At 38.4% G+C, this 26,283-nt stretch carries 24 protein-coding genes; 11 read left to right on the top strand and 13 right to left on the bottom strand.

The genetic code is table 11. The annotated features are described in order from the left end of the window. Positions 1-410 precede the first annotated feature (410 nt). Positions 411-1,151, bottom strand: a complete 741-nt coding sequence (locus tag G529_RS15885; protein ID WP_051201439.1) for a DUF4294 domain-containing protein — start codon at positions 1,149-1,151, stop codon at positions 411-413. A 91-nt stretch (positions 1,152-1,242) separates the two neighbouring features. On the opposite strand from G529_RS15885, the gene G529_RS0112455 reads away from it, so the two are divergent. From G529_RS0112455 to G529_RS0112440, 4 genes are all read left to right on the top strand, one after another. Continuing rightward, positions 1,243-2,331 carry a M42 family metallopeptidase gene (locus tag G529_RS0112455; RefSeq protein ID WP_026915847.1) on the top strand — a complete coding sequence of 363 codons (1,089 nt, stop codon included), beginning with the start codon at positions 1,243-1,245 and terminating at the stop codon, positions 2,329-2,331. Between the two features lie 126 nt (positions 2,332-2,457). Next, positions 2,458-3,540: a DNA topoisomerase IB gene (locus tag G529_RS0112450; protein ID WP_026915846.1), complete on the top strand. Its 1,083-nt coding sequence runs from the start codon at positions 2,458-2,460 to the stop codon at positions 3,538-3,540. Positions 3,541-3,579: 39 nt separating this feature from the next. Further along, entirely contained in the window at positions 3,580-5,502 is a 1,923-nt protein-coding gene (locus tag G529_RS0112445) for a DUF294 nucleotidyltransferase-like domain-containing protein (protein ID WP_026915845.1), read from the top strand. Continuing rightward, positions 5,499-6,173 carry a 3'-5' exonuclease gene (locus G529_RS0112440; protein ID WP_035696003.1) on the top strand — a complete coding sequence of 225 codons (675 nt, stop codon included), beginning with the start codon at positions 5,499-5,501 and terminating at the stop codon, positions 6,171-6,173. The genes G529_RS0112445 and G529_RS0112440 overlap by 4 nt, the downstream gene beginning before the upstream one ends. Before the next feature lie 52 nt (positions 6,174-6,225). Here the strand turns inward: G529_RS0112440 and G529_RS0112435 are convergent, their stop codons facing one another. From G529_RS0112435 to G529_RS0112410, 6 genes are all read right to left on the bottom strand, one after another. Further along, positions 6,226-6,888 (bottom strand): hypothetical protein, encoded by a 663-nt coding sequence (locus G529_RS0112435; RefSeq protein ID WP_026915843.1) that lies wholly within the window; start codon positions 6,886-6,888, stop codon positions 6,226-6,228. A gap of 18 nt (positions 6,889-6,906) precedes the next feature. Further along, positions 6,907-7,554 (bottom strand): hypothetical protein, encoded by a 648-nt coding sequence (locus G529_RS0112430; RefSeq protein WP_157514638.1) that lies wholly within the window; start codon positions 7,552-7,554, stop codon positions 6,907-6,909. 33 nt (positions 7,555-7,587) lie between these two features. Beyond that, a complete protein-coding gene (locus tag G529_RS0112425) occupies positions 7,588-8,247 on the bottom strand; it encodes a hypothetical protein (protein ID WP_026915841.1) in 660 nt (219 codons plus the stop codon). 50 nt (positions 8,248-8,297) lie between these two features. Then, positions 8,298-10,208, bottom strand: a complete 1,911-nt coding sequence (gene acs / locus G529_RS0112420; RefSeq protein ID WP_026915840.1) for an acetate--CoA ligase — start codon at positions 10,206-10,208, stop codon at positions 8,298-8,300. Between the two features lie 146 nt (positions 10,209-10,354). Beyond that, positions 10,355-11,311 carry a phosphoribosylaminoimidazolesuccinocarboxamide synthase gene (locus tag G529_RS0112415; protein ID WP_026915839.1) on the bottom strand — a complete coding sequence of 319 codons (957 nt, stop codon included), beginning with the start codon at positions 11,309-11,311 and terminating at the stop codon, positions 10,355-10,357. Positions 11,312-11,322: 11 nt separating this feature from the next. Then, positions 11,323-12,276: a PhoH family protein gene (locus tag G529_RS0112410; RefSeq protein WP_026915838.1), complete on the bottom strand. Its 954-nt coding sequence runs from the start codon at positions 12,274-12,276 to the stop codon at positions 11,323-11,325. A gap of 208 nt (positions 12,277-12,484) precedes the next feature. Between G529_RS0112410 and G529_RS0112405 the strand changes: the two genes are divergently transcribed. From G529_RS0112405 to dnaN, 5 genes are all read left to right on the top strand, one after another. Beyond that, positions 12,485-13,318 carry an SAM hydrolase/SAM-dependent halogenase family protein gene (locus G529_RS0112405; RefSeq protein WP_026915837.1) on the top strand — a complete coding sequence of 278 codons (834 nt, stop codon included), beginning with the start codon at positions 12,485-12,487 and terminating at the stop codon, positions 13,316-13,318. Further along, on the top strand, positions 13,319-13,615 hold the full coding sequence (locus G529_RS0112400) for a putative quinol monooxygenase (RefSeq protein WP_026915836.1): 297 nt from the start codon (positions 13,319-13,321) through the stop codon (positions 13,613-13,615). Beyond that, positions 13,616-14,353, top strand: a complete 738-nt coding sequence (gene gldF, locus G529_RS0112395) for a gliding motility-associated ABC transporter permease subunit GldF (protein WP_026915835.1) — start codon at positions 13,616-13,618, stop codon at positions 14,351-14,353. Further along, positions 14,350-16,017 carry a gliding motility-associated ABC transporter substrate-binding protein GldG gene (gene gldG, locus G529_RS0112390; protein WP_026915834.1) on the top strand — a complete coding sequence of 556 codons (1,668 nt, stop codon included), beginning with the start codon at positions 14,350-14,352 and terminating at the stop codon, positions 16,015-16,017. Before gldF ends, gldG begins: the two co-directional genes overlap by 4 nt. A gap of 202 nt (positions 16,018-16,219) precedes the next feature. Further along, positions 16,220-17,338 (top strand): DNA polymerase III subunit beta, encoded by a 1,119-nt coding sequence (gene dnaN / locus G529_RS0112385; protein WP_026915833.1) that lies wholly within the window; start codon positions 16,220-16,222, stop codon positions 17,336-17,338. Positions 17,339-17,412: 74 nt separating this feature from the next. Here the strand turns inward: dnaN and G529_RS0112380 are convergent, their stop codons facing one another. Further along, positions 17,413-17,751: a DUF4870 domain-containing protein gene (locus G529_RS0112380; RefSeq protein WP_026915832.1), complete on the bottom strand. Its 339-nt coding sequence runs from the start codon at positions 17,749-17,751 to the stop codon at positions 17,413-17,415. 106 nt (positions 17,752-17,857) lie between these two features. On the opposite strand from G529_RS0112380, the gene mnmE reads away from it, so the two are divergent. Further along, complete coding sequence (mnmE, locus tag G529_RS0112375; protein ID WP_026915831.1) at positions 17,858-19,270, top strand: tRNA uridine-5-carboxymethylaminomethyl(34) synthesis GTPase MnmE; 1,413 nt, start codon at positions 17,858-17,860, stop codon at positions 19,268-19,270. Between the two features lie 286 nt (positions 19,271-19,556). Here the strand turns inward: mnmE and G529_RS0112370 are convergent, their stop codons facing one another. The 4 genes from G529_RS0112370 to G529_RS0112355 form a co-directional block, all read right to left on the bottom strand. Beyond that, the gene (locus G529_RS0112370; protein ID WP_026915830.1) at positions 19,557-20,999 is read right to left on the bottom strand and encodes a type III PLP-dependent enzyme domain-containing protein; all 1,443 of its coding nucleotides are present in this window, start codon (positions 20,997-20,999) and stop codon (positions 19,557-19,559) included. Between the two features lie 11 nt (positions 21,000-21,010). Continuing rightward, entirely contained in the window at positions 21,011-22,828 is a 1,818-nt protein-coding gene (locus G529_RS0112365) for an FAD/NAD(P)-binding protein (protein ID WP_051201438.1), read from the bottom strand. Continuing rightward, a complete protein-coding gene (sbnA, locus tag G529_RS15880; RefSeq protein ID WP_245566924.1) occupies positions 22,822-23,808 on the bottom strand; it encodes a 2,3-diaminopropionate biosynthesis protein SbnA in 987 nt (328 codons plus the stop codon). Before sbnA ends, G529_RS0112365 begins: the two co-directional genes overlap by 7 nt. A 157-nt stretch (positions 23,809-23,965) precedes the next feature. Then, complete coding sequence (locus G529_RS0112355; RefSeq protein ID WP_245566923.1) at positions 23,966-24,226, bottom strand: DUF3253 domain-containing protein; 261 nt, start codon at positions 24,224-24,226, stop codon at positions 23,966-23,968. A 170-nt stretch (positions 24,227-24,396) separates the two neighbouring features. Between G529_RS0112355 and G529_RS0112350 the strand changes: the two genes are divergently transcribed. Next, positions 24,397-25,422, top strand: coding sequence for a potassium channel family protein (locus tag G529_RS0112350; RefSeq protein ID WP_026915827.1), 1,026 nt, complete (start codon positions 24,397-24,399; stop codon positions 25,420-25,422). Positions 25,423-25,682: 260 nt separating this feature from the next. Here the strand turns inward: G529_RS0112350 and mobA are convergent, their stop codons facing one another. Then, a complete protein-coding gene (mobA, locus tag G529_RS15875) occupies positions 25,683-26,276 on the bottom strand; it encodes a molybdenum cofactor guanylyltransferase (RefSeq protein WP_157514636.1) in 594 nt (197 codons plus the stop codon). Positions 26,277-26,283 lie beyond the last annotated feature (7 nt).

Here is a 26,283-nt window from a genome sequence, read left to right as displayed (position 1 = left end):
AACGTCGCTTCGTTTTCAAAGCGGGTGCAAATATAAAACTACTTTCGCTCTCCAGCCAAATAAAATTTAAAGAAATTTAATTTTTATTTTTTTTGCCTTAGACCAACAATAGCCTACCCTTTACATATCTTTCAGTGAACTTTCGCCTTGCTCTCAAAGCGGCTGCAAATATACACTAACTTTTTTCTTTCCACCAAACTAAAATTTGAAAAATTTTAATTTAATTTTTGATCAGTCAATATCTATCAAACACCCCATCATCACTACTCTCAACGAACATTCGCCTTGCTCCCAAAGCGGCTGCAAATATACACCCCAATTTTAATTACACAATGACTTTCAGAAGAAAATTATGAAATAAATACAAGATTAATTGTAAAGGGTTGAAGAACAACTAATCTGTTCTGTATCTATTTTGGAGGTTTTCTTAAATTCTGTCTTTCGTTCCACTTATCGCTAAGATCAAGGTACTCGAAATCCAGAGCTGAAGACTGTCTTTCCAGAATATTATCCCTGAAAGATCTCTGCAGAATATCCTCAATTAAAAAATCTTCCTGGTTATTTTTCGGATCATATTCTTCCTTTAATGAGATATCGAACATACTCGCAGTTGTATTATACCAGAATGCTCTCCACCCACTTTTAAGATCCTTGACCAGATCGAAGGCGGTTGTTCCCGTTTGACGATGAATAAGTTTCACCAGAATCTGACCTTCAGTCCTGGTAAGTTTCTTCAACTCTGCAGAAAATTCTTCTTCAATGTAGTCCTGAACAATCTTCGTGTATTTCTTACGGGCGCGTCTGGACTTTATATCCCCAAGCCTAGAATTGAGAGAAAGTAACCTTTCAGAAGCCATCTTTGCATACGGATACACTTTTCTGGTTTTTCTCCTTAATATAAGGTACCGTTTTCTATCTGCATTACTATCAAACTTCAGTCGCCTTAAAAGCACCACTTCTTCCAGGTCAATGAGTTCTCGCGGGATGGAATCTCCTGCGATGATCATATATTGTGCGGTCATAGCAGTATCCACTTCCGAAGTATCTATTGGTCTTGAAAGCGTATCAGATTGTGCTAACAATTTAGCAGATGTAATCAATAAAACGATAAAAATTATTCGAGTCACAGTTATTCTAAGTTTTTGGATCATCAAACCTTTTTGCTAAAACCATTCCAAAATTAGTCAATAGCCCCTTCTCTCCAATCTAATTTTTTTAAATTCGTGAAAATTATAAGAAACTATGGATAAAACTGAAATACTGGATCAAAAATCGCTTGATTTTTTAGAAAAATACCTTAATAACGCGGCTCCTACCGGATATGAATCTGAAGGTCAAAAATTATGGATGGAATATCTTAAACCATATGTTGATGAGTTTATTACCGATACCTACGGAACTGCAGTAGGTGTTATAAATCCTGAAGCCAAATACAAAGTTGTTATAGAAGGTCATGCAGATGAAATTTCCTGGTATGTGAATTATATTTCAGAAGAAGGTCTTATATATGTAATTCGAAATGGAGGAAGTGATCACCAGATAGCTGCTTCCAAACGTGTAAATATTCATACGAAGAAAGGAATCGTTAAAGGAGTCTTTGGCTGGCCAGCGATCCACACCCGAGATAAGGAAAAGGAACAATCTCCAAAAATGGACAATATCTGTATAGATGTAGGATGTATGAATAAGGAGGAAGTTGAAGCACTAGGTGTACATGTGGGCTGTGTAATTACTTATCCTGATGAATTCTTTGTTTTGAACAAAGATAAATTTGTTTGCCGGGCACTGGACAATAGGATTGGTGGTTTTATGATCGCGCAGGTTGCGAGGTTGCTTAAGGAAAAAGGTAATAAACTGCCTTTTGGGCTTTACGTTACCAATTCGGTACAGGAGGAAATAGGTCTCCGTGGAGCTGAAATGATCACTCATCGTATCCAGCCAGATGTGGCCATCGTGACTGATGTGACTCATGATACTACGACTCCTATGATCGAAAAGAAAACCAACGGACTCAATAAGATTGGTGATGGTCCGGTAATTTCTTACGCTCCGGCGGTTCAAAATAAGCTTAGAGAGCTGATCCTTGACACTGCGGGAGAAAAAAAGATACCGTTCCAGCGACATGCTTCTTCACGATTCACCGGAACAGATACCGATGCATTCGCTTATAGTAATGGCGGAGTTCCTTCGGCATTGATCTCTTTACCCTTGCGCTACATGCATACCACCGTGGAAATGGTACATAAAAACGACGTGGAAAATGTAATCAATCTTATTTATGAATCTTTATTGAAGATTAAGGAAGGTGATACCTTTAGCTACTTTGACTAATTAAACACATCTCAAGATGTTGTTAAACTCCCTGGAATCAGGGAGTTTTTTATTTTAAAGCAGTAAACTTTCACTTTTCTTTAATTCTGAAGTGCTCAATTTCATCCTATCTTTAAACAAAAAAGAATGACGCTATCGCCTGATGATGTAGAAGTAATGCTGAGTGATACTCATGAAGCCGTGAAACTTGCGAATCTTAGATATGTAAATGAAAACTTACTCTCGATAAGCAGAAAGAAAGTTGGACGCGGTTTTGCGTATTATCGTAAGGATGAAAAAGTCACTGATGCTAAAACTATCGATCGTATTAAAAGTCTGGTAATTCCACCAGCCTGGAAAAATGTTAGGATCACACATTTACATAATGGACATCTTCAAGTAGTAGGGAGAGACGAAAAGGAACGAAAGCAATATATGTATCACCCAACCTGGTCCAAAGTTCGAAACCAGACCAAGTTTTTCAAGATGACTGCCTTCGGGAAAATGTTACCAAAGATCAGGAAACAGGTGGATGCAGATCTTAACCTTAAAGGTATGCCCAAGCGTAAGGTTCTCGCCTTGATCATTAGACTCATGGAGGAAACTCATATAAGGATAGGTAATGAATATTACGCGAAGAATAACAAAACTTATGGACTGTCAACTTTCCGTACCAAGCATGTGAAAACCATGGAAGACGGTCTAAAATTCGAATTTATAGGAAAAAAAGGAAAAGAACATTCTATTTCAGTAGAAGACAAAAGACTTATTAAGTTAATAAACCAATGTGAGGAGATTCCTGGCTGGGAGCTTTTCAAATTTTACAACGAGAATGGCGTCAAACAAACCATAGACAGCGGAATGATCAATGAATACATACACGAAATTAGTGGTGATATGTATTCAGCAAAGGACTTCAGGACCTGGTCTGCCACTAAAATATTCTTTGAGACTCTGCATGAATTGGGTTATACCGAAGAGGAAAAAGAAAATAAAAAAAATATTCTAAAAGCATTCGATGCAGCTGCAGAGGGCCTGGGCAATACGAGAGCTGTATGTCGAAGTTATTACGTACACCCAAAAGTAATTGAGACGTATGAAAACGGTGATATAGAGCCCTACTTTAAGAAAATAAAAGAAGACGTTAAGCCGGAATATATTCAACTTTCAGAAACAGAGAAAGCGATTTACAAGCTTATTAAAGATTACGAAATCGAAATTGCAGACTAATCATGGGTGAATTCTCAATTTTTCAGATAAATTTGAAATATGACGAATTCAATCGCTTCCAGAATTGCAGATTTTCTATCAAACTTCCCTCCTTTCTCTCTACTCGAGAAAGTGCAACTTGAACTTATCGCAGGTGAGGTCAAAGTGATGTACTTTGAACAGGGTCAAACGATCTTCGCCAGAGATGAAAGCGTTCACCATTACTTCTACATTGTTCAGAAAGGTGCAGTAGATTTACAGAAAGTAAATGAAAATGAGGAAGCAGAAACCATCGATAAATGTGACGAAGGAGATGTATTTGGTTTGCGACCATTATTTGCTAAAGAAAATTATCAGATAAACGCGATCACCGATGAAGAAAGCGTGATCTACGCCATCCCTCTTACCATATTCAAGCCGTACGCGATTAGTAATCCTGCAGTTGGAAACTTCTTGATGGAAAGTTTTGCTTCCAATACAAGAAATCCATACTCCAATGAACACAAGGGTAAACTTGTTTCTGATGAAGAAGATATAAGTTTAAAAAAAGAAGCACTTTTCGAACTACAACCCATCCCTATCGTAAAAAAGATGGTTACGGTTTCCCCGGAAACCAGCATACAGAAGTCAGCTATCCTTATGAGTCGTAGAAAAGTTGGCTCTGTTATCGTGGTGGAGCATCAGAAACCAGTTGGTATCGTGACAGATGTTGACCTTAGAGAATTAGTGGCAACGGGTAAACTTCCTATTGACAATCCAATTCGTGACGTAATGAATTCGCCGGTAATATGCTATTCAAAGAACCTTACAATCGCGCAGGCCCAGCTAACTATGATGAAGCATAATATTAATCATATATGCATCACCAAAGATGGCACTCCGAACACCAAGGTGAAAGGAATCGTGTCTGAACATGATATTATAGTATCACAGGGAAATAATCCTGCGGTTCTAATGAAGGCGATTAACCGGGCCAGTAGCACTAAGAAACTGAAAAGGATTCGTAACAAGATCATGATCCTATTAAACGGTTATATGAAAAGCAATATTCCGCTGGCTCATATTTCCAACATCATTTTCGAGTTAAACGACGCAACGATCAAGCGAACCATCCAGCGATGTATTGATAAAATGGATTCGCCACTGCCTGCGAAATTTGCCTGGATGTCATTAGGAAGCCAGGGAAGAAAGGAGCAATTACTTCATACAGATCAGGACAACGCCCTGGTATTCGAAGATGTTCCCGCTGAAAAACTGGAAGAAACCAGAGCTTATTTTCTGAAGCTTGCCACCAAGGTCACTAAACGCCTGAATATAATTGGTTATGAATTCTGCCCGGCAGAAATGATGGCCAGAAATCAAAAATATTGTTTATCTGAAACTGAGTGGAAGGATCAGTTTTCAACATGGGTCACAACTTCAGGCAGTGATGAGATTCTGCTTTGCCAGATATTTTTTGATTTTGATATCGCTTACGGCGAAATTAAATTGACCAACGCCATTTCAGATCATGTTTTTGATATTCTGAACGGCAATAGAAATTTTCTAAACAGGTTGGCTGCTCAGGCTTTAAGAAATCCTTCTCCACTTGGATTCTTCAGGCAATTTCTGGTTGAACAGGATGGAGAGAAAAAAGATCTTTTCGATATCAAGAAAAGAGGAATTATGCCATTGACAGATGCCGCGAGATTACTTATTCTGGAACACCGAGTAAAAAACATTAGCAATACTTCTGAAAGATTTGAAAAGCTGGCCCAGCTAGAACCAAACAATAAGGATATCTATCAGGCTTGTGCATATTCTTCCAGGGCGCTCATAAAGTTCAGAACTAAACAGGGCCTTAAACATAAGGACAATGGAAGATTTATAAATCTCGAAGATCTGGGCAAGGAGGACAAGATTAAATTAAAGCGATGCTTCAAAACTATTAAAGAAATTCAGGAGTTAATTAAAGTAAGATTTGAAGCGGCCTACTATCTATGATCAATAAATGGTTTAAAAAAGATCAAAAGGAGAACGACCTTCCATACTTCTGGCAGAATTACTCCAAAAGTTTCGAAGAGAAACTACCTGAGAAAGTGCCAGACGTTCGGTTTGTTGTATTTGATACCGAAACTACCGGATTTGACTACGAAGAGGATAGAATTCTAAGTATTGGAGCTGTTCGGGTTGAAAACAGAAGCATTGAAATAAGCGATAATTTCGAGGTATTCCTGGACCAGAAGAAATTCAATCCTGAAACAGTCAAAATTCACGGCATTATTCAGAATGAACGGTTCGAGAAAATATCTGAGCTTGATGCTTTAAAAAAATTTCTCAATTATATTCAAAATTCGGTTCTCGTTGCGCATCATGCAGGATTCGACATAAAAATGGTGAATAAGGCACTCATAAGAAACGGTTTACCAAAATTAAAAAATAATGTTCTGGACACCTCTGTTCTGTATAAGAAAACCAGGATTCTAACGAACCTGATAGACCAGCATAAAGAATATACTCTGGATGAGATTGCTGAAGCTTATAATATTGAAACTACCGACAGGCATACCGCCTCCGGTGATGCATTTATTACAGCCATTGCTTTTATGAAACTACTTAACAAACTGAAATCCAAGGAGCTCAACACCAAAAATTTATTGAAGGGCAAGTATTAAAAAAACCCCTTGATAACAAGAGGTTTTTAAATTTGAAAAACGGTTTTTTAGCCTACTGAAGAAAGCTGTTAAAATCTGCCATTGATACATTCTTACTTTCCTTTAAAAAATCAACTGCAGCTAAGGCTTTCCCAAATTTCTTTTTACTACTACCCTTAAATTCCAGTAACTGGTAGTTTCCATTATCAATAGATATATAATAATCCATTCCTACTTCGAAGGTACCATTTTCAAAATAATTGTTCTGATGGCCTTTAATGTTACCTTCATTCAGTTTTAAACCTGGAATACCAATTAAATGTACATTCTTGTTCTTATAAAACTCTGCATAGTAATTTGTTGCTCCAGGGATATTATCATCCATAGCTGTCGGAATATAACGATAACCATCCAATTCAAACGCCACATCCCGTACGATCGGCATCTCCAAAACTTCTTTCGAACTTTTGTCTTTTTTTAGATGAAGTGCGTCTGCTACAATATTGTAACGCACTAGAACTTGTTCAGATTCGCCTTTATCATTCATGGCTATAGCATTAACAAAATCTTTTTCGTAATACGGTGAGCCTTCAAAAGTGAAAAATTCCCTGTCGCTATTTGGAATTTCAACGGGTGGTATGATATCTGTACCACTATAGACGCTCCAATTATTACTCTGCTGGCCTATTACATTAGCTGATATCAATAAAGCTATTAGAATTGTAAAATATTTCATCTCAATTTAGTTTTTAAATTATTTTAAGTTCTCGTAGTATTTTAATAAAGAGACAATATCTTCCGGCTTTTTAACTTTCTTATCAACTATATAATTCACCATTTCAGAATTGTCAAATAAACTTGCTATGTGTTTCGGCCGAAAATAAACCTTTTCAAAGTCTGCACCATCCACTGAAAGATAGTATTCCATTTCAACCTGAAAATTTGCCGGAACATCATCCTGATACCCTGTCTTCGCTTTTTCTTTCGAATTTAGGTCTAATTTTGGTACTCCAATAAAATGACTTTTTGATCCTTCGTAAAAATTTGCATAGTACTTCGAAGTAGATGGAATTTTAAGATCAGGATTATTCCTCTTGTAAGTATATTGTTCTAAATCATAGGAAATATCTGATACCGGAGGCAACATAAATAATTTATTGCTTTGATCTGCCAACTTAAGGACGACAACATCCTGTACCGCGTCATATCTCATTAAAAGTTTTTGAGATTTGCCTTCACTGTTTTTTACGACTCCCTGAGTAAACTCTTTTTCGTAGAATGGTGAGCCAGTATAACTTTCCGGCTCAACAGGGGTAAATGTGGTTAGCGCTCCATTTAAAGGGTTCTGTGCACTCATATTAAATGCTATGAACAAAATTGCGAGGGTTAATATATATTTCATAAATCAAATATTTGGTTAACAGTAGATTTATATCTATATGCTGTCGTAAAACTTCAGCATGGCAACAACATCAGCTTCAGTTTTTATCTTTCTATCGTCTAAATAATCTTCCATCCTGTCTGAATCAAATAAATCTTCAAGATCCTTCTCTTTTAACCTTACTTCTCTAAATGGTTTACCGTCAATGGAAATGTAATATACCATTTCAACTTTGATGGAAGCAGGTTTATCTTTTGAATAACCAGTCGTGGCCTGTCTTGCTGGAGTAAAATCTGCTTTTGGTTGGCCAACAAAAGTTGAGTTTTCTCCCTGGTAAAATTTAGCGAAATATGCTTCTAATTCACCTTCCTCTGTTTTCAGCCGATCAATAAAGTAGGTGTAATCTCCAAAATCATACGTTATAGACTTTTTCTTTGGTAGTACATACTCCTTGGTAGAAGTAGTATTAGGACGCAGAACGACCATGTCCTCTAAGGCATTATAACGCATGAGCATCCTAACTTTTCTTTTATCCTCCATAACTTGACCAATGATGAAATCATCTTCATAATAAGGAGATCCAGTCATCTTCGCCGGTTCCTTCTCTTTAGTAAAAATTAGCATTCCAGTCATCTCTACATCTGATGTCAATTGAGCATTTGCAGACGTCATGCCGATAAAAATTGCTAAAATAAGCAGGTAATAGTTTTTCATAATTTTGATTTTGTTTTTAAAATTACATCAATAACGGTGCCGAATATAATTTATCTGAGATATCCTTCAATAATTTCCTCTACCACCTCTGGATTCAGCAAGGTTGAAGTATCTCCCAGGTTGGAAGTATCATTGCCTGCGATTTTTCGCAATATTCTTCGCATGATCTTTCCGCTTCTGGTTTTTGGCAATCCTTCCACAAACTGAATTTTATCTGGTTTTGCGATAGGACCAATCTTATCTGCGATTTGCTGATTGATCTCTTTACGCAGATTGTCCTGATTTCTAGATTCCCCAGCTTCCTTCAATATTACGAAGCCATACAAGGCATTCCCTTTTACTTCATGAGGAAATCCAACAATGGCAGACTCTGCTACCGCCGGATGTTCATTAATAGCATCTTCGATAGGCGCTGTCCCCAAATTATGTCCTGAAACTATGATCACATCATCTACTCTGCCGGTAATTCGGTAATAACCAACCTCATCGCGCATAGCTCCATCACCAGTAAAATACTTATTCTCGAAGGCCGAAAAGTATGTATCCCGATACCTATCGTGATTTCCCCATATTGTTCTTGCCATAGACGGCCAGGGAAATTTTATACATAACCTGCCATCTACCTGGTTCCCTTTAAGCTCCTTTCCATGCTCATCCATTAAAGCAGGCTGAATTCCAGGGAAAGGTAAAGTCGCAAAGGTTGGTTTCGTAGGAGTAGCAAAAGGTATTGGAGAGATCATGATTCCGCCGGTCTCCGTTTGCCACCAGGTATCGACAATAGGACTTCTGTTCTTTCCTATATTATTATCATACCAATGCCAGGCCTCTTCATTTATAGGCTCGCCTACCGTTCCCAAGACTTTTAATGAAGAAAGATCGTATCTATTGACAAAATCAAGATTTTTCTTCGCGAGCGCCCTTATCGCCGTAGGTGCGGTATAGAATTGATTTACCTTATGCTTCTCTACGATCTCCCAGAATCTTCCAAAATCAGGATAACTTGGGACACCTTCAAACATAAGGGTGGTAGCTCCATTCAATAATGGACCATAAACGATATATGAATGCCCGGTAATCCATCCAATATCAGCTGTACACCAATACACATCATCATCCTGATAGTTAAATATATTTTTAAATGTATAGGCAGAATAGACCATGTATCCAGCTGTCGTATGCAACATCCCTTTGGGCTTGCCCGTGGAACCAGAGGTATACAATATAAAAAGTGGATCTTCTGCATCCATTATTTCAGGAGTACAGGAATCAGCAGCTTTAGACATTTCATCTTCCAGCCAAACATCTCTTCCGGCTTCCATATGAATTTCAGCCCCAGTTCTCCTGACAACCAAAACCTTTTTTACATTGGGGCAGCTTTCCAGAGCTTTATCCACTATTCCTTTCAAATCGATCGTTTTATCTCCACGGAAGGAACCATCGGAAGTGATCATCATCTTACAATCGGCATCCTGCGTTCTGGCGGCCAGTGCTGATGCTGAAAAACCTGCAAACACGACAGAATGTATTGCTCCAATTCTTGCACATGCTAAAACTGAATAAGCGAGTTCAGGAATCATAGGAAGATAAATACACACCCTATCCCCCTTTTCGATGCCGTTCGCTTTGAGAACATTTGCAAACTGGCTTACTTTTTTATGTAATTCTTTGTAGCTGATCTTCAAAGTTTCTTCTGAAGGATCATTAGGCTCCCAGATAATCGCCGTTTTATCTCCTTTGGCCAGGAGATGTCTGTCTATGCAATTTTCAGTAATACTGAGCCTGGCATTTTCGAACCATTTCACTTCAGGCTTGCTGAAATCCCAGCTTAAAACATTATCCCATTTCTTTCTCCAGGTAAAATGTTCTTCAGCAACTTCCTGCCAGAAGTTTTCAGGTTCACGTATGGATTTTCGGTATACCTGGAAATATTCTTCCAGGTTCTTTATATGATAGTTACTCATAACTAATATCTTTTATAAATGAAGAAAACCGGAATTACCGGTTTTCATTAAAAATATTAAATACTGAGCAATCAGAAAAAGGATCTGCTAAAAAATCATGGTATCAATTGCATAATTATTAGTATTCTTTTAACTCCTTGATATTATTAGTGAGATTCTAAATAATCGAGAACATTTTGTTCTATCCTTGATTCAATATTACTGATGTCGGCTTTCCTGAACGTATCACCGGTAATATTTTCGTAAAGCTCAATATACCTTTCTGAAACTGATTCGATATATTCATCGCTCATCAATGGCACCTCCTGGCCTTCAAGTCCCTGGAAACCATTACCTATAAGCCATTGTCGAACAAATTCCTTAGAAAGTTGCTTTTGCGCTTCACCTTTAGCCTGTCTCTCCTCATAACCCTCCTTATAAAAATATCTTGAAGAGTCTGGTGTGTGTATTTCGTCTATCAATACTATTTTTCCTTCGGAAGTTTTTCCAAATTCATACTTGGTATCTACTAAAATCAGGTTTTGTTGATCTGCAATTTCAGATCCTCTCTGGAACAACTTCCGGGTATAGTCTTCCAGCTGAAGATAATCCTCTTCAGAAACTATATTTTTCGAAATAATGTCTTCCCTGGAAATATCCTCATCATGATCTCCCATTTCAGCTTTTGTAGCAGGAGTGATGATTGGTTCAGGGAATTTATCGTTTTCCTTCATTCCTTCAGGCATATCTACACCGCAGAGGCTTCGCTTACCTGCCTTGTATTCTCTGGCAGCGTGGCCAGACAAATAACCTCTTATGACCATCTCCACCTTAAATGGCTCGCAGTTTTTTCCAATCGCGACATTGGGATCTGGTGTGGCCTCCAACCAGTTTGGGACAATATCTGCCGTTCTTTCCATCATCTTGGTAGCGATCTGGTTAAGGATCTGGCCTTTAAATGGTATTCCTTTGGGCATCACCACATCAAAAGCTGAAAGCCTGTCTGATGCGATCATTAACAACCTGTTATCTGCCAGTGTATATACATCTCGCACTTTGCCTTTGTAAACCGATTTCTGTCCCGGAAATTGAAAGTCTGTTCTAATTAGGGTATTACTCTTCACGAGTTTAAAATTTAATCGTTGTGTTCAATAGTTTTATAGGCAGCAATAATCTTTTTCACCAGGCGGTGTCGTATCACGTCTTTATCATCAAGGTAGACCATTCCCACACCTTTCACATCTTTAAGTACCAGCAAAGCTTCCTTCAATCCTGAAATAGTTCGTCTGGGTAAATCTATCTGTCCAGGGTCTCCTGTGATCATAAATTTTGCATGCTTTCCCATTCTGGTTAGGAACATCTTCATCTGGGCATGCGTTGTATTCTGTGCTTCATCAAGAATTACAAAAGCGTCATCCAGCGTTCGCCCACGCATAAATGCTAGGGGAGCAATCTGGATCACTCCTTTTTCAATAAATAATTCCAGTTTTTCGTGCGGAATCATATCTCTCAAAGCATCATACAATGGTTGCATATAAGGATCCAGTTTTTCCTTAAGATCTCCAGGTAAGAACCCCAGATTTTCTCCTGCCTCTACTGCCGGCCTGGTAAGAATGATTCTTTTTACCTGCTTTTCTTTCAATGCCTTTACGGCAAGAGCCACTCCGGTATAAGTTTTTCCGGTACCAGCAGGGCCAATCGCAAAGATCAGGTCATTTTTCTTGGTAAGCTCTACCATCCTGCGTTGATTGGCAGTTTGAGCCTTGATCACCTTCCCGCTTATACCATGAACAATAGTTTCTCCGCTCTCTTTGGTGGTTTGGTAATCTTCTTCGCTATTACTGGTAAGAACTCTTTCAATGGTATTCTCGTCCAGCTTGTTATACTTTCCAAAATGATCCATTAACATGGAAAAGCGTTTGTCGAACTCTTCCAGCATTTCCTCATCACCAAAAACCTTGATTTTATTACCTCTGGCAACGATTTTGAGCTTTGGAAAATATTTTTTTAGCAATTCGATATGTTCGTTCTGTTGCCCGAAGAATTCGCGTGGGCTTATTTCTGAGAGTTCAATAAGAAGTTCGTTCAAAAGCTAGAATTTTAGATGAAGCATTGTGAATTTTTCAGTTAGAAATTATTTGTCCTTCGTAATTGTATGTTCTAATTTTGGGCTGAGAAAAGCGTTACTTTTGACTGCGGTCCTCAGGCGAATCACTAAAAATAAATTTATATTCGCTACCTATACAAACTTAAGGAAAATTACCTGTTTCAGGTTAAAAAAATATTAACAATCGCCTATGGCCATCATCACTTTAACGACCGATTTCGGGGAGAAAGATTATTTCGCTGGAGCGGTTAAAGGTGCTATTTATAATGAGCTAAGTGATGTTAGAATTGTTGATATTTCACATTCGGTTTCACCATTTCATATTAGCGAAGCATCCTATATTATTAAAAATGCTTACAAAAGTTTTCCGAAGGGAAGTATTCATATCATTGGAATAGATTCAGAACTTACTCCGGAGAATAAACATCTTGCGGTGAAACTGGATGACCACTACTTTATTTGTGCCAACAATGGGATCCTTTCTTTATTAGCTTCAGAAATTAGACCCGAAAAGATCGTGGAGATCAATATTCACGATAAAATACAGACTAATTTCCCTGTGCTGGATGTATTTGTGAAAGTAGCCTGTCACATATCCCGCGGTGGAACCCTGGAAGTGATTGGTAAAAACATTGAGCAGATCAAGCATCTTAAGCAGTTCGAGCCTATTATTAACAGTGATAAGAACCAGATCCTGGGGCATGTGATCTATATCGATAATTATGGAAACGTAATTACTAATATTTCCCGAAAATTATTCGAAAATACCGGCAAGGGACGAACCTTTAAAATTAGTGCACGCAGGCATAATTTCGATGCCATCTATGAAACCTACAGTCACGCCATTAACTTTGATGTGGAAAAAGAGAATCGAAAAGAGGAAGATGGAAAGAAACTGGCAGTATATAATTCTGCTGGATATATAGAACTTGCGATCTATAAAAGTAATCCTAACACGGTAGGCGGCGCAGCCAGTTTATTTGGACTGGAGTATCTCGACACTGTAACCATAAATTTTGACTAGATGTTTGTGAGAATAGTAAAAATGGGTTTTAAGGAAGATAAGATCGAAGACTTTCTGGCCAATTTCGACCAGGTGAAATCAAAGATCAGAAACTTTGAAGGCTGCCAGTTTCTAGAACTATACCGTGACAAGAACAATACGAACACTTTTTTTACGTATAGTTACTGGGAAAATGAGGATGCTTTAGAAAACTATCGTCTTTCAGATCTATTTAAAAAGGTTTGGGCAGATACTAAAATTCATTTTGATGCGAAGCCTGAAGCCTGGAGCGTTGACAAACTTGTAAGCCTGGACTAAATGTTCGCGATTCTTAAAAAAGAAATACAATCATTTTTTGCAAACCTTACCGGTTATCTGGTCATCGGGATCTTTTTACTGGTTAGCGCACTTTTTCTTTTTGTTTTTAACGGAGGTTACAACATTCTGGATAGCGGTTTTGCAGATCTCAAACCATTTTTTGACCTGGCGCCCTGGATATTTGTATTTCTGATTCCGGCGATCAATATGCGCAGCTATTCCGAAGAGATGCGAATGGGAACCATGGAAATCCTGCAAACGCGCCCCGTGAGCAATTGGGACCTTGTTCTTGGGAAATATCTTGGCGGACTTTCATTAGTGGTTCTGGCCATCATCCCGAGCCTTATCTATGTAGTTGCTATTGGAGAACTTGGGCAAACGGCTTATAATTTCGATACCGGCGCTACCATAGGTTCCTACTTAGGTTTGGTCTTCTTGGCCGCGGGCTACACCGCCATTAGCACTTTTGCCTCCAGTCTTACTTCCAACCAAATTGTAGCATTTTTGCTGGGTGTTTTCTTATGTTTTGTGATCTACTATGCTTTTGAAGCACTCGCTAGCATTCATATTTTTGGCGAATTCACTTATATAATGGAATACTTCGGAATTAGTTATCACTATCGTAGTATAAGCCGTGGTGTATTAGATACCCGTGATCTCATTTATTTTATAAGCGTGATCGCATTATTTCTTAAACTTACACAGCTAAAAATTTCATCAGCAAAAAACCGAAGATGATCAGGAACAAGAACATAACAGGTTTACTGATTTTTGTGGTGGTTATCATTTTAATCAACATCCTTGCGGCCAAATACTTTACAAGGTTGGATCTTACGGAAGATAAACGTTACAGCCTGTCTTCAGCAGCCAAAGATATTGTGGATGATGTTGAAAGTCCTGTCATTATCGATGTATTTCTTGAAGGCAGTTTTCCTTCCGAATTCAGAAGATTGAAAGAGGAAACCAAACAGATGCTGGAAGAATTCGCCGCGTATAATACAAACATTAATTTCAACTTTATTGATCCTCTGGCTGAAGGCGATGATGCCAATGCCGTTGCTGAAGAATTCTACAAATTAGGAATGACTCCTGCCCGACTGAATGTTCAGGAGAACGGGAAGAATAGCGAGACCATCATATTTCCCTGGGCTATTGCTAATTTCGAAGATAAAACGGTTAAAATTCCTTTGCTGAAGAACCAGATTGGAGCAAGCGACGAAGAAAGAGTAAGTTCTTCTGTACAGCAACTGGAATACGTTTTAACTGATGGCTTAAATAAGCTTATTTATCCAAGAACAAAGAAAATTGCGGTAATGCGCGGGAATGGCGAACTGCCAGATGCGAGAATCGCAGATTTCATCAAAGCGATCCAGGAATATTATTTTCTTGCACCTTTCACGCTGGATTCTGTCGCCAACAATCCTCAAAAAACACTGGAGGACCTGAAGTCTTATGACCTGGTGATCGAAGCGAAGCCTGTCATACCGTATTCTGAAAAGGAGAAGTATGTGCTCGATCAATATTTAATGAATGGTGGAAAATTGCTGTGGATGGCAGAAATGACTAACATGGAGAATGATAGTCTTTTTAATGAAAGAGGTGCTGCTCTAGCCTTACCACGAGACTTGAACCTTGGTGATTATTTTTTCTCGTATGGCTTACGAATAAATTCTGAACTGGTTAATGATCTGTACTCTGCTCCCATTATTCTCGCCAGTGGATCTGGAAACGAAACTCGCTTCAATCCATACCCCTGGTATTATAGTCCGCTTACCAGTTCCATGTCCACCCACCCCATCGTGAACAACATTGAAGCAGTAAAATTTAATTATGCCAACCCGATCGATTTATTAAAAAATGACCTTCAGAAAACTGTTTTGTTGAGCAGTTCACCAAAAACAAAACTGGAAGGCACTCCATTACAAATTGGACTGGATATCATTGGTTCCAAACCGCAAATGGAAAGCTATACCGCAGGCGAACAGCCTCTGGCTGTTTTATTGGAAGGTAGTTTTAAGTCTGTTTATAGCAATAGGGTAAAACCATTTGAGACCACGCATCTGGACAATAGCCTAAATACGAAAATGGTGGTAATCTCTGATGGTGATGTGGTCAAGAACGAGCTGCAACAGGGAAAGCCGCTTGAACTTGGTTTCGAACGTTATACGGGCATGACCTATGGCAACAAGGAGTTCTTACTAAACACAGTGAATTATCTGCTCGATGATTCCGGTCTCGTGGATATTAGAACCAAGGAAATTAGCCTCGCATTTTTAAACAGGGAAAAGGTTGCTGCAGAGCGCGAAATGTGGCAAATGGTTACTATCATAGTGCCGCTGATCCTTCTGGCGTTGTTCGGCCTGGCATTTCATTACTTCAGAAAGCGCAGCTATATTCGCTAAAACTTCAGTAGAAGGTTCGGACACATTTGAAATAGACATATTAACAATTATCAGTAATTTAAATATTCTAGTTCTCTGACTAATAATCATTTAAGCACAAGATCAAGATAATTTCTGTTAATAAAAACTAGGTGTTTCCAGGCTCATTTTATACATATTGAGATATATTTGTAATTGATTCAAAACAAATCAATAAAAGCCGATGAAATTTATTGTATCCAGCAATTACCTGCTGAAACAGCTACAAATACTTGGAGGGGTAATCAACAACAGCAATACGCTGCCAATTCTAGATAATTTCCTTTTTGATCTTCAGAATGACGAATTAACCGTTTCTGCTTCAGATCTTGAGACTACGATGTCTGCAAAATTAAAAGTAGAGTCAGATTCCGAAGGAAAAATTGCAGTTCCCGCGAAACTACTTCTCGATACCCTGAAGACCTTTCCGGAGCAGCCTCTTACATTTGTAGTTGAAGACAATAACACCATAGAATTAAGTTCGAACCATGGTAAATATGCTCTTGCATATGCTGATGGTGAAGAGTTCCCGAACCCGGTAGCCCTGGAGGAACCCAGCAGTACGATCGTGGAAGCTGATATTCTTTCTTCAGCAATCAGTAAAACCATTTTTGCGTCAGGAAATGATGATCTCAGACCCGTCATGAGTGGTGTCTTTTTTCAGTTTAAGGAAGACGGACTAACCTTTGTGGCGACCGATGCTCACAAACTTGTGAAATATTCCCGTGAAGACATTAAAGCGAACGAAGCAGCAGAATTTATCATGCCGAAGAAACCTTTGAATCTTTTAAAAGGAATTTTGGCTGGAAGTGAATCTGAAGTTTTGATCGAGTACAATGATTCGAACGCTAAATTCACATTTGATGACACCCAGCTGATCTGTAGATTGATCGATGGAAAATATCCTAATTACGAGGCGGTTATTCCGAAGGAGAATCCTAATAAACTGACCATTGAAAGAAACCAGTTCTTAAGTTCTGTGAGAAGGGTTTCTATATTTTCAAATAAAACTACCCACCAGGTACGATTGAAGATCGCCGGAGCCGAATTAAATATTTCTGCGGAAGATGTGGATTACAGCAATAAGGCTGAAGAGCGTCTGACCTGTGATTACCAGGGCGATGATATGCAAATAGGCTTCAACTCACGATTCCTGATTGAAATGTTGGGTAATCTTACTGCAGACGAAGTGATGCTGGAAATGAGCCTTCCAAACAGAGCTGGAATTCTAACCCCTGTGGATGGACTTGACCCGGGAGAAAAGATTACCATGCTGGTTATGCCGGTGATGCTTAATAGCTAAATTTCACTTTATAGATATTAAAAAGCCCGTTCGATCGAACGGGCTTTTTAATTTGATTTCAGTAGTGTTATTTGTTATTTGATAAACTGTATGGTAAGAGGATAATAAGGCATTTCACCGTTACTTACTTTGATGGCATTCAGAATAGGAAAGATTAGCGCTAGTAAACCTACAAGAATTAACAAAATGATGCCCAGGCCTAGTAAAATGATTAATGGAATACAGATGATACTATAAATAAATATGCTAATCTGGAAGTTAATGATCATTTTTCCATGCATATCCATACCTGCTACTTTATCCTTCTGGGTAACCCAGATGATTAGCGGAACTATGAATCCTCCTATGCCGGTCACCAGGTCCAGTAACTGACTTAGATGTGTGATGACCAGTAATTGATTGTCTTCTCTCATTTTTTGATATTTGATGGTTTGTGATGATTTCTATATAAAAGACGCAAAAATTCCATGTTTGTTACACAATTTGCTGCAGCAATGAATTCTTTCCTAAATTTGCGGCATGAAATTGAATGATACTATTGTTGCTCTTGCAACGCCTTCAGGGGCCGGTGCGATTGCTGTAATTAGAGTATCCGGTCCGGATGCCATTAAAATCGTAGACCCGTTATTCAGGGCCAAAAGCAGAAAACTCTTATCTGCGCAGCCAACCCATACCATTCATCTTGGAAATGTCGTGGATGGGGAAAGAACGATCGATGAAGTGTTGGCTTCAGTTTTTCGTGCTCCCAAATCCTACACTGGCGAGGAAACCGTAGAACTCTCGTGCCACGGAAGTCCCTATATCCAGCAGGAAATCATTCAGTTACTAATTAGAAAGGGATGCCGTTCTGCTGAAGCCGGGGAATTTACCCTGCGGGCCTTTCTAAATGCTAAAATGGATCTAAGTCAGGCAGAAGCTGTGGCCGATCTTATTAATTCTGAAAATGCTGCTTCTCACCAGATGGCCATGCAACAGATGCGTGGTGGATTTTCCAATGAGATCCAGAAATTACGGGAGGAACTTTTAAATTTCGCCTCGCTTATTGAGCTTGAACTTGATTTCGCTGAAGAGGATGTAGAATTCGCAAACAGGGATCAATTTAAATCGCTTGTTGGCAGAATTCAAACCGTGCTCAAAAGACTGATCGATTCCTTCGCCACTGGAAATGTACTTAAAAACGGAATCCCGGTAGCTATTGTTGGAGAACCCAATGTTGGGAAATCCACTTTGCTGAATGCGCTATTAAATGAAGAAAGGGCGATTGTATCTGATATTGCCGGGACTACTCGCGATACCATAGAGGATGAGCTTAGTATTGGCGGTGTAGGGTTTAGGTTTATTGATACTGCCGGGATTAGAGAAACACAGGATGTTGTGGAAAGTATAGGGATCAAGAAAACATTCGAAAAAATTGGTCAGTCGCAGGTAGTGGTTTACCTGGTGGATAGTTCCCGAATTGAAAATGATTCAGAACGCTTAAAGCAGGTATTGATCGAAATTGAAAAGATCAAGAACAAATTTCCACAAAAACCAATTGTGATCATCGCCAATAAAACTGACCAACTGACTCCTGAAGAACTTGATGATTTGAAAGCTCATCTAGGTTTTATCTCCAACACCAGTTTCCAGCCATTATCTGCGAAAACGGGTAACGGTGTGGAAGAATTGAAAGAAAGATTACTGGAGTTTGTTAATACGGGAGCCCTAAGAAATAGTGATACCATCGTTACCAATAGCAGACATTATGCTGCTTTGCTGAAGGCTTTAGAGGAAATAAATAAAGTTGAAGATGGCCTAAATGCCGACCTATCCGGAGATCTTTTAGCCATCGATATAAGGCAGGCACTGCATCATTTTGGTGAGATCACGGGTGAAATTACAAACGATGATTTGCTAGGGAATATCTTTGCGAATTTCTGTATTGGCAAGTAAATCGACTACATAGAATATTGATAATCAAATTTCTACACATAAATAGTAATACAAAGTCATTTTCGCTTTGCAGCCTTTAAATTGATTTCACAATACACACAACCTTAATAAATTCAGGTTTAAAATCTGTAATACGTTTCCCTATGAAAGACCTATTACTTCATCAACAAATTTGTTGGTGTTATGATTAAATTTACAATAATTTAATTCGCTGATTTACAGTAATATGTGATAAAACTGCATCAAATTACACTGAACGACTTTGCAATTCGAACTGCTGCTAGCTCTATAATTTCTCATCATCGATAAAGTCTGAAACTGACAAATTCACAGAATCTGAAAAACTTAAATTTGCCGACAAATTGAATAAATGAGCTTCTGTTTCAAAGAAATGCATCATATAACCCGCTGTATTTACGAAAGCAACGTGATCACCAATTTGTGGTAAGCGTGGTAAACTAATTTTTCGTTTTAGCAAAACATCACGTTCCAGACAATACGCGCCTGTGAAAAAGACTTCCACTTCAGCATCTTCGGAATTGTTATCTGTATAAATTAGGTAGGGATCCAGAAGGAAATCTTCGCTGGAGCTCATCATCTGACTCATATTCATTTCCAATCCAACCAACCACTGACCTTTCGCATCCTTTTTGCGATGAGCCACCCTTGCAACCGTCATTCCTACCTGTTTCAGTAGCGACCTACCTGGTTCAATGCGTATCTGGTAATTATTTGCCTTTAGCCTGCTTGCGTTGGTTTCATTATTTCTAGGATCCCGGAATTCCAGAACTTCTCTTAGAAAATCGGCTCCATTTAACTTATTAAAATAGGGGTAGGTTTTTAGTGATCTCTCCACTTTGCCATTAATAAGTTCATACCCCAATCCATTATTACTAAACGTGAGATTTCCCTCTCCTGTAGCGACCTGTTTTTTTAATTTCTTATCGAATTCTGTCCATTCCCGCTCACTTTCCAGGTAATTAATCAGAATCCCTCCACCTATGTCTATAAATGAAATATTATGATCATTTTCATCAAGTTCGTTCGCCAGGTGTATGCAATCGCTAAGCGACTTTCCACGTTGTTTCGTAGAATAACCATCTAAATGAAAATGCAAACCAGAAATATCTAACTGTTCATATTTCTTTCCTACGCCTATATATTTGTCTATAAATTGCTGAACTTCAGAAATATCAAAACCAAAACGACTGTATAGTTTTTCACCTTCAACCTCAAAACCGCTTATTCGAATACCTACCACTGCTGTCTTTCCAAGTTCGGTAGCAATTTCATTCGCTAACTGGCATTCATCATCATTATCAATAACCACAGGCACGCCAGCAATTATAGCTTTGACAAACTGTTCTCTCGTTTTGATTGCTGAAGTTAAAACCAGCGATTGACCAGTTCCACCCAATTGTAGGGATTGTTCCAATTCTCTAAAGCTGGCGGTATCCACTCCAATTCCAGAGGCCAAGGCTTTTTTGACCAAAGATTTACTCTTGTTAGCTTTTCTGGCATAATAGATCTGGTAATTCAGATCATAGCTCTCGAAAACATCCCTGAAATCTTCAATATTTTTCTCAAACGTATCCAGATGATGAAGGTTTACTGGAGAACCGTATGTATCAATCAGATCTTTAATTAAGCCTTCATCGTCCATGACCTGCTCCATCCAATTAGATACTATTGGCGTTAATCCATTCGTCTTATTCCCCTTTATATACATTCCTGTTGATTTTAAAAAGTATTAGTTGTTTTTAACTGAATTTGTTCAGATACATGCAGCGCCCATACGCCAGCAAAATTATTTCTCGATCTGGATAAGGTATCATTATCATGCGTAACTCCCTCTGTAGGTGTTCCATACAAAGATAAATGGTGTTCGACCACGCCATTCCTGTTAATGGCATGACCTGAAGCGGTGATATCAATTCCACCCGTCTGGAATAGAGTTCCAGAATGATTAACGAATTTTCGAAGCAACCCGTTTTTAATCAAATTGCTGTATAACCGATTTGGCCTTGGGTCAATACCTTTTGGTATTCTTGCATCGATCAATACATCAATGGGTATATCAATGGATTGATCTTCATCATCTATATTCTTCTTAGTTCGTATTTGAATGGGTGAAACACCTGTTTCCTTTATGATTTCTGAGTTACGGACTGCACTAAAATTTAGAAGCCCACTTTCTCCCAAGGCAATTAATTTTTTAAAATTTTCTACTGGCGGGCCATAAGATATACGATTGAAAATGCCGAAATATCGAGTGTCGAATACTTTATGAGATTCGGCATCCAGTTTTCCAAAGCTATAGAATTTATTAAAGATCGGACTGATTTTTCTCCACACTCCGGCAGCAGACATCATGGGACTTTTTCTGATTCCCTTGCTGGCTTCCATCGTCAAAAGTTTCATATAATCCAACATTTGCTGATGCGATATATATTGTCGATCCAGGAATGGATCAATGAACTTATCCCAGCTATATATTGACAGGTTTGGATGCTTCTGAAGAAATTCTGAAATCTGTTCGAATACCTTCTGAAATTCAGTATCAAATTTTAACTCCGACTGATGTAATTCGAATAGAGTTCGATAATATTGAAAATAACACTCCTTTTTAATGAGTGGCAAATAATCTTCAGTGAACGTTGGATCGTTCAATTTCTCAATATTCGCTTCAGTAAAATAATAAAGCCTATCAATAGCCTCATCATCTGCAATACGAGGGATCATGGGTAAACCGCTTCTGGAAAACACATATATACAGTCTGGCTCATTACCAGATTTGAAATACTGAAATTGAGATGCAACTGGTTTAAAATGCCCGCCCCTACCTTCAGTAAGCTCTAAAATGGTATCGATGCAGGTTAAGCCAAAACCACGAATACCTACAGTGCCTTTTTCTACCTTACTCAACTTTTTGTAGGTAGGATACACGAAGTCAATTTTCGAACTATTCTGCAGTGAAGATCCAAAATCGGCTCCCGAACTTTGATGTCCGGTGGTAAGTAAGACCTCATCGCATTGAATGGCACTGTGTCCTTTGTGACGGGAGGTTATAATCTCAAATTCAGCCTGGCTTTTAATTATATCTAGAACGGAATCGTGATAAGGGAAGATCTTGACATTTGCTGAAGCCGATCGTATTAAAGTTTGATATACTTCGTTCAAATATCTTCCAACTAAAGCTCTTGGTGCATACTGGAGATAAGTTTTTGAGTCTCTCTTAAATCCATTTAAAAGCAACCACTCTCTGAAATTAGTTGTTTTCTGAAGTATGGCTGATGGTTTCTCATCAATCCAGGCATTGATATTGTCGCTTGAATAGTTCATCAATAAATACTCAGGCTGATCGAGGTCATAAATATCCCCTGCCCCAAAATATTTACTGGAATTAAACAGGTGAATCTCTACCCTTGATGTAATTTTTCGATGATTGATTTGAGCTAGCAGTCGTTCCAGTGCATACAAGCCTTTTGGTCCCAAACCAACGATGGCTATTCTATAGGCATTATCCAGATTGGTATGATCCAGTTGAGTATCTACCACCCTATAACAGATTTATCATTTAAAATCTGATCTGGAAAGTTGGAACTGATCCACTCTTTATTGTAAATGGTGTCCAGATAACGCTCGCCCTTATCACAAAGCAGGAATACACAATTTGAATCGTCTTCCAGGTTATATTTATTAATCGCAGATATTACACCGCCCGTGGAGCCCCCGCAAAGAATTCCCTCGGTTTTTAGCAATGACCAGCAGCCTTCAATGCATTCCAAATCACTAACTGCAATATGATCATGTACCAGATCCCTGTCAAGAAATTGAGAAGGGACTGCAGAACCGTGCCCGGGAATTAGCCGTTTATCTGGTTCACCGCCAAAGAGCACGCTTCCTTCTGCATCTACAGCGACTAATTTGGTTTTTAGTTTATGCATATTAATGTAATCTGCATACCCCATTAATGTTCCGCAGGTGCTAACAGATACAAAGATATAATCCACCTCTCCGTTCATGGCGGTCATTATCTCTTCAATAGTCTTATGATGAGCTAAGGGATTGTCTGCATTCCCATATTGATTTGGCCAGTAACTATTAGGGATTTCGTCTAGTAAAAACTTAACTTTATCCAACCTGGCAGCCAGAAAACCTCCCTCTTCCAATGGCTCCTTAATGTACTCAATCCTTGCGCCGTAAGCCTGCAGTAACTTTTCTGTATGCTTGTTGAGATTGGGATCGACAACAACGATCAACTTCAATTTAAGGTAGAGACATGCCTGCGCTAAACCAAGCGCCATATTACCAGAACTTGATTCCACAATCGTATCACCAGGTTTGATTTTTCCCTGCTTTAATGCATTCTGTAAGATGAGTAAGGAAGTTCTGTCTTTTAAACTACCGGCAGGATTTGCAGATTCCAGTTTTCCGAAGAAATTAGCCCGGGAACCAGGAAATAATTTGGTTAAACGCAATAGCGGCGTATTCCCGATGGAATCTAAAATACTTTGACAATTTTTTACCTGCTCCAATATCATACCTTTAAATCTGCGGGATAAAGGTGTTATTATTTCTTCTCTTTTCCAGATGTTTTTGACTATAATTAACATCCAGAAATTTATACATCTATCTTTCTAAGAAAATTGCTGGATATCATAAGACAGTTGGCGCAGCTGTTTTCGTAAAGAATCAGTTTTTAGCCTTAAGACGTATTGGTCCTTTTGCTTCTGAACGCAAAGCCTGAATTAGCTTTCCCTTTTGCATAGTGATCAATTTATTCTCCTTAACAAGTTCGTCGGCAACAGATCGCACCATGTCCATTTTGTCTCTCCAATGTTCATCAAAGAATATTCTGGCTACTTCTGAAGGACAAAAACTAGTATCGTTAACTTTTCTTTGGTTGGCAATATCCTGGATCAGGTTTTTCACCTCTGAGCGTTGATTTTCCAAACTTCTGTTTTGACTAGCAAAATACAGCAATTTGATTAAAGTATGCATAAGCTAACCAGAGATCAAACAAATTCCAGGCACAGAGAATGGCTCAATTCTTACTTATATAAATGAGATGTTGTAACTTAAATGCCTGCACAAAATTTATTTAAAATAAATAAACAGGAACTATGAATCTTTTGTATTTCGGTATCGGTGCTATCATCGTTTTAGTAACCATTTATGATATGATCTATACGATCTTATCACCCAGAGGTTCTGCTTTTATTGCCGATAGAATTTCCAGATGGTTCTGGAGATTCGCATTAAAGATCACAGGCAAAAATGGTAAGAACAGACTTTTAGAATATGTTGGTCCCTTGATACTATTAGGGATCGTTTTGACATGGATCATTATTTTATGGCTTGGAAATACCTTGATAGTTTATTCAGATCCCCAGGCTTTATGGTCTGCGCAGGATAATGCTTATGTCTCAGGCTTTTTTAATAAACTTTATTTTGCAGCCTATGTTCTTTCATCTATGGGTAATGGAGACTACACTCCGGCTTCCGACTGGTGGTTGTTCTTTACTGGATTCATATCCTATACCGGGGTTGTTTTCATTAGTTTAGGAATCTCCTTTTTAATTCCCGTAGTTGAGGGAATCACGCTAAAAAGAAAGTTGAGTATGCAAATTCATAACCTTGGTGAAACCCCAGAAAAAATTATTACAAATTATAAGGATGATAATTTTAATCGGTTATCTGAAGCTTTAAGCGATCTGGAAGCGCCTTTGCTGAAAGTTGCTCAAAGTCACCTGGCGTATCCCGTTATTCATTATTTTCATTCAATAAATCTCTATGAATCCTTACCTGTACAACTCGCTACCCTTGATGAAACCTTATCTATTCTTTTATATCAGGTTGAGGAAGATCATTTTGAAGACAGGCGAAGTATAGAGCGAACCTACAAGTCCCTGACCTATTATTTATCTACTCTGGCTTCTGCGTTCATACATCCTAATGACGATGAACCTGAACATCCTGATACGAATTATTTACAAGACTTAAAAAAGTCAGATCAGGCGATCAATGATTCAGCGAATCGTAGACTGGCTAATCGAAGAAAACTGTTATTGGCCTATTTGCAAAACGACGGCTGGCAGTGGGATGTCATTGAAAAGACAGAGAAAGTTACGATCGAGGAAATGATATAAATTTACAACGTTCATAATAACGTAAGAATGAAATTCATTACATGGCTTTTCATTCGACTAATAGGATAATTCTCGCGCCAATATAGCGATATCGAATTAAAATATGGATATGTAGAAAAGCTACCAAACTTAGTAAGCTATTCATTTTTCCAAACCCAAACGATTTCTTCAATTAATTGTTCAAATCACTTAGAAATTGACTAATACTTCTGCAATAAAAACATTCTTCCAAGACTAGTAAAGTTGACAATCAATTTGTCTTAGTTATCGCTTTCGTGCTCTGTATTTTCTGCAGCATTTAATTCTTCTCTGGTATTAAAATTCTGCAAAACTTCTGATTTGTAAAGGATTTCAAAGTCGACTACTCTATGCTTCTGCTTCTTTACAAAATCCTGCATTTTTAGATGATCTGTCAGAACAGCCTCTTTTACATTCGAAAGCAAGGATTTCGGATAGCAGGCAAAAAGTGGAGAAATTTGCTTGGCATCTCTAGCGATCGTGATCGATCCTATTTCAGAATAAGTCAATAGACTCTCTACTCCTTCCCTGTTTATGGCTGGCATATCACAGGCTATCAAAAAAACCATAGGGGCTTTGGAATAAGTTAGAGCCGTATACAAACCACCCATGGGTCCTTTACCCGGAATTAAATCCTGCAATACAGGTTTCCCAAATTTTAAATAGTCTGGGTTGCTGCTAATGATGCAGGTCTCTAGTTCAAGCTCTTCAATAACATTTAATATACGCGTGATCATTGGCTGTCCATTATAATGAACTAAACCTTTGTCCATACCCATTCGACGGCTCTTACCACCCGCGAGAATAAAAACTTCTATTTCACTTCTATCTATCAATTTACCA

The organism is Christiangramia portivictoriae DSM 23547, from assembly GCF_000423045.1.
Classification (GTDB): domain Bacteria; phylum Bacteroidota; class Bacteroidia; order Flavobacteriales; family Flavobacteriaceae; genus Christiangramia; species Christiangramia portivictoriae.
The sequence above is the reverse complement of the archived record's forward strand: the minus strand, read 5'-3'. Positions and strand labels throughout refer to the sequence as shown.

Bases quoted from the DNA above. Each gene is read 5' to 3' on its own strand.
- G529_RS0112435 (WP_026915843.1), bottom strand. From the start codon at position 6,888: ATGAAATATTTTACAATTCTAATAGCTTTATTGATATCAGCTAATGTA.
- G529_RS0112425 (WP_026915841.1), bottom strand. From the start codon at position 8,247: ATGAAAAACTATTACCTGCTTATTTTAGCAATTTTTATCGGCATGACG.
- acs (WP_026915840.1), bottom strand. From the start codon at position 10,208: ATGAGTAACTATCATATAAAGAACCTGGAAGAATATTTCCAGGTATAC.
- G529_RS0112445 (WP_026915845.1), top strand. From the start codon at position 3,580: ATGACGAATTCAATCGCTTCCAGAATTGCAGATTTTCTATCAAACTTC.
- G529_RS0112370 (WP_026915830.1), bottom strand. From the start codon at position 20,999: ATGTATATAAAGGGGAATAAGACGAATGGATTAACGCCAATAGTATCT.
- mnmE (WP_026915831.1), top strand. From the start codon at position 17,858: ATGAAATTGAATGATACTATTGTTGCTCTTGCAACGCCTTCAGGGGCC.
- gldG (WP_026915834.1), top strand. From the start codon at position 14,350: ATGATCAGGAACAAGAACATAACAGGTTTACTGATTTTTGTGGTGGTT.
- G529_RS0112440 (WP_035696003.1), top strand. From the start codon at position 5,499: ATGATCAATAAATGGTTTAAAAAAGATCAAAAGGAGAACGACCTTCCA.
- G529_RS15885 (WP_051201439.1), bottom strand. From the start codon at position 1,151: ATGATCCAAAAACTTAGAATAACTGTGACTCGAATAATTTTTATCGTT.
- G529_RS0112430 (WP_157514638.1), bottom strand. From the start codon at position 7,554: ATGAAATATATATTAACCCTCGCAATTTTGTTCATAGCATTTAATATG.
- G529_RS0112400 (WP_026915836.1), top strand. From the start codon at position 13,319: ATGTTTGTGAGAATAGTAAAAATGGGTTTTAAGGAAGATAAGATCGAA.
- G529_RS0112405 (WP_026915837.1), top strand. From the start codon at position 12,485: ATGGCCATCATCACTTTAACGACCGATTTCGGGGAGAAAGATTATTTC.
- G529_RS0112455 (WP_026915847.1), top strand. From the start codon at position 1,243: ATGGATAAAACTGAAATACTGGATCAAAAATCGCTTGATTTTTTAGAA.
- G529_RS0112450 (WP_026915846.1), top strand. From the start codon at position 2,458: ATGACGCTATCGCCTGATGATGTAGAAGTAATGCTGAGTGATACTCAT.
- dnaN (WP_026915833.1), top strand. From the start codon at position 16,220: ATGAAATTTATTGTATCCAGCAATTACCTGCTGAAACAGCTACAAATA.
- G529_RS0112350 (WP_026915827.1), top strand. From the start codon at position 24,397: ATGAATCTTTTGTATTTCGGTATCGGTGCTATCATCGTTTTAGTAACC.
- G529_RS0112380 (WP_026915832.1), bottom strand. From the start codon at position 17,751: ATGAGAGAAGACAATCAATTACTGGTCATCACACATCTAAGTCAGTTA.
- gldF (WP_026915835.1), top strand. From the start codon at position 13,616: ATGTTCGCGATTCTTAAAAAAGAAATACAATCATTTTTTGCAAACCTT.